The following is a 2,987-nucleotide window of genomic DNA, read 5'->3' on the forward strand; positions in this document are numbered from 1 at the left end:
TTGGATTAACAACTGCTCAAATACATACTTTTAGAATGGAAGCTTTAAGAGAAGTAAAAAAATATAGAGATTCTTCCTATGAAGAAGTTTATAAATATTTAAGAAAATTGTATACTTTAAGTGAAGATCTTATAAAAGAGTTAAAGTAAAAATATTTATTCTAAAACTAAAAGAGTTTTTTCAAATAAAAAAACATTTGCTATTTATATCTAAAAAAGTTGTTAGATATAGAAAAGAAGTAGTTTTTTATATTTTGATTAAACTCTTTTTATTATATTGGAAATAAAAAATAAATTATTTTATTAATGATTTAATTTTTACTGTTAAAGTAAGAAAAATAATTAAATGATGCATAAATATAAAAAATAATTTCTTAGAAGAAAAGTTGACAAAGATTAAAAGCTGTAAGATAATAAGAGAAAAAGTTAATAACCGCGGTAGAGGTGCAATATTTAAAAGTATTTTTAGGGAGCAAAAGTAGCGATGAACTATTAAGAAAGGAAATATTGCCGAAGCCTATAGAGTAACTTGAAATCTATAGAGCTGGGGGTTTAGAGAATATCTAAATCACTGTCACAAAATAAAGTTTTGTGGTGTGCTATCAATATTTAAATTTAAAAAAATTAAATATGATATTAGCCCTAAGCAACTTTGCTTAGGGTTTTTTTAGTAATTGCCGGAGTTAGAGACTTATGGAGTACCATAAGAGGAGGAACAAAAGATGGAAAATTCAAATTCAACAGAAAATGGAGAAGGACTTCAGCGTAAATTAAAATCAAGACATTTATCAATGATTGCTTTAGGTGGAGCAATTGGAACTGGAATATTCTTAGCGATGGGAGGAACCTTACATCAAGCTGGAGTAGGGGGAGCATTTTTAGCTTATCTGTCAATAGGAGTAATGGTTTATTTTATATGTACAGGACTTGGGGAAATGGCAACATTTCTTCCTGAAACAGGGTCCTTTGGTAGTTATGCAAATAGATTTATAGATCCAGCACTAGGCTTTGCATTAGGTTGGAATTATTGGTATAACTGGGCTATAACAATAGCTACAGAAATAGTTGCAGGGGCTTTAGTAATGAAGTTTTGGTTCCCTAAGGTTCCTAGTGTTTATTTTAGTGCAGGATTTTTAGTTATAATAGTTGTTTTAAATTTATTGTCAGCTAAATCCTATGGAGAGTCAGAATTTTGGTTTTCAGCAATTAAGGTTGCAACAATCATTATTTTTCTAGTAGTTGGATTACTTATGATTTTTGGAATACTTGGAGGAAAATATATAGGTTTTAAAAATTACTTTGTAGGTGGGGGACCTTTTATTGGAGGTTTTAAGGCATTCTTTTTAATTTTACTTGCTGCTGGTTATTCTTTTCAAGGAACAGAACTTGTTGGTTTAACTGCTGGAGAAAGTGAAAATCCAGAAAAAGATGTACCTAAAGCTGTAAATACTATTTTTTGGAGAATTTTATTATTTTATTTAGGAACAATTTTAATAATGGGTGCTATAATTTCCTATAAAGATGCAGGGGTTCAAACTAGTGCTTTCACTATGGTTTTTGAGCGTATGGGTATAGCTGGTGCAGCTTCAGTTATGAATGTAGTAATCTTAACATCAGTATTATCAGCAGGTAACTCAGGAATGTATGCATCTAGTAGAATGATTTATGCTATGGCACAGGAGGGGATGGCACCAAAAATCTTTGGTAAAACAAATAAAAGAGGTGTTCCTGTAAATGGAATTATATTTACCACAATAATTGCATGCTTATGTTTTTTAACAAGTTTCTTTGGTTCTGGAACAGTATATACATGGCTTGTTTCTGCTTCAGGGCTTGCAGGGTTTGTAGCTTGGTTTGGAATATCTTTATGTCATTATAGATTTAGAAAAGCTTATATAGCACAGGGAAAAGATTTATCAAAGCTTAAATATAAGGCTAAACTATATCCTATAGGAACAATACTTGCTATAGTAATGTGTTTAGCAATTGTAATTGGACAAGGGTACTCATATTTTGATACTACAGGACCTATACAATGGGGTGGAGTAATATCTTCTTATATAGGGATACCAATATTCGTTATTCCATTTATTTATTATAAAATAAAACATAAAACTAAATTAATAAAATTAGAAGATGCAGATTTAGAGATAGAAAAATAAATTTTAATAATAGCTTCATTAGATAGAGTAAATAAAATCTATTTAATGAAGTTATTTTTTATAAAATTTACTTTTATAGTAAAATATGAGATTATATTTTTATAAGGGAAATAAATGATAATAAAGTTTAAAAAGAAAAGTAGGGATAAAATGAATTTAAAAATAAAAGCTATAAATAAAGAAAATTTTTTTGAAGTTATTAAACTAAAAGTAGCAAAGGGACAAAGAGATTTTATAGAAAGTAATGAATACTCTATTGCAGAATCAAAATATTTTACTTACTGGAATCCAATGGGACTTTATGATGATGAGAATTTAATTGGCTTTACAATGTTTGGAGAAATTAAGGAAGAAAATAATAGAGTATGGCTTGATAGATATATGATAGATGAGAAATTTCAAGGGGTAGGATATGGAGAAAGATTTTTAGTAGAGATAATAAAATATTTAAAAGAAAAATATAAAAGAGATAAAATTTTTTTAAGTATATTTAAAGAAAACTATTCAGCTATAAAACTTTATAAAAAAATAGGTTTTTCATTTAATGGAGAATTAGATTGTGGTGGAGAGCTTGTAATGGAATTAGATTTGAAAAATTTTAAATAAAAATTAGGACTATATTTAGTAGTAATAGAAATAAATTTCAAAAACTACAAATATAGTCCTAAATATTCTTAAGCTTCTTCAGTTCCCTCAGGAGGATTAGTTAAGTTACAAAGAGTAAGCATATGCATAGTATCATAAACAGCCTCTTTTACCCCTGCTAAAATTATTAAGTCATTCTGTTCTATAGTACTATCAGCAGAAGGCATAAATTCTTCTTCGT

The 2,987-nt window shown here is 28.1% G+C and carries 2 protein-coding genes and 1 riboswitch; both genes read left to right on the top strand.

All coding sequences use genetic code 11. The features are described from left to right. Window positions 1–430 precede the first annotated feature (430 nt). Window positions 431–609: riboswitch (Lysine riboswitch) on the top strand. A gap of 112 nt (window positions 610–721) precedes the next feature. Continuing rightward, a complete protein-coding gene (locus ACRDDY_RS00720; RefSeq protein WP_438563050.1) occupies window positions 722–2,161 on the top strand; it encodes an amino acid permease in 1,440 nt (479 codons plus the stop codon). Between the two features lie 150 nt (window positions 2,162–2,311). Further along, window positions 2,312–2,767, top strand: coding sequence for a GNAT family N-acetyltransferase (locus tag ACRDDY_RS00725; protein ID WP_438563051.1), 456 nt, complete (start codon window positions 2,312–2,314; stop codon window positions 2,765–2,767). The last annotated feature ends 220 nt before the right edge of the window (window positions 2,768–2,987 follow it).

Source organism: Clostridium sp. (assembly GCF_051656525.1).
Classification (GTDB): Bacteria; Bacillota; Clostridia; order Clostridiales; family Clostridiaceae; genus Clostridium.

Bases quoted from the DNA above. Each gene is read 5' to 3' on its own strand.
- ACRDDY_RS00725 (WP_438563051.1), top strand. From the start codon at position 2,312: ATGAATTTAAAAATAAAAGCTATAAATAAAGAAAATTTTTTTGAAGTT.
- ACRDDY_RS00720 (WP_438563050.1), top strand. From the start codon at position 722: ATGGAAAATTCAAATTCAACAGAAAATGGAGAAGGACTTCAGCGTAAA.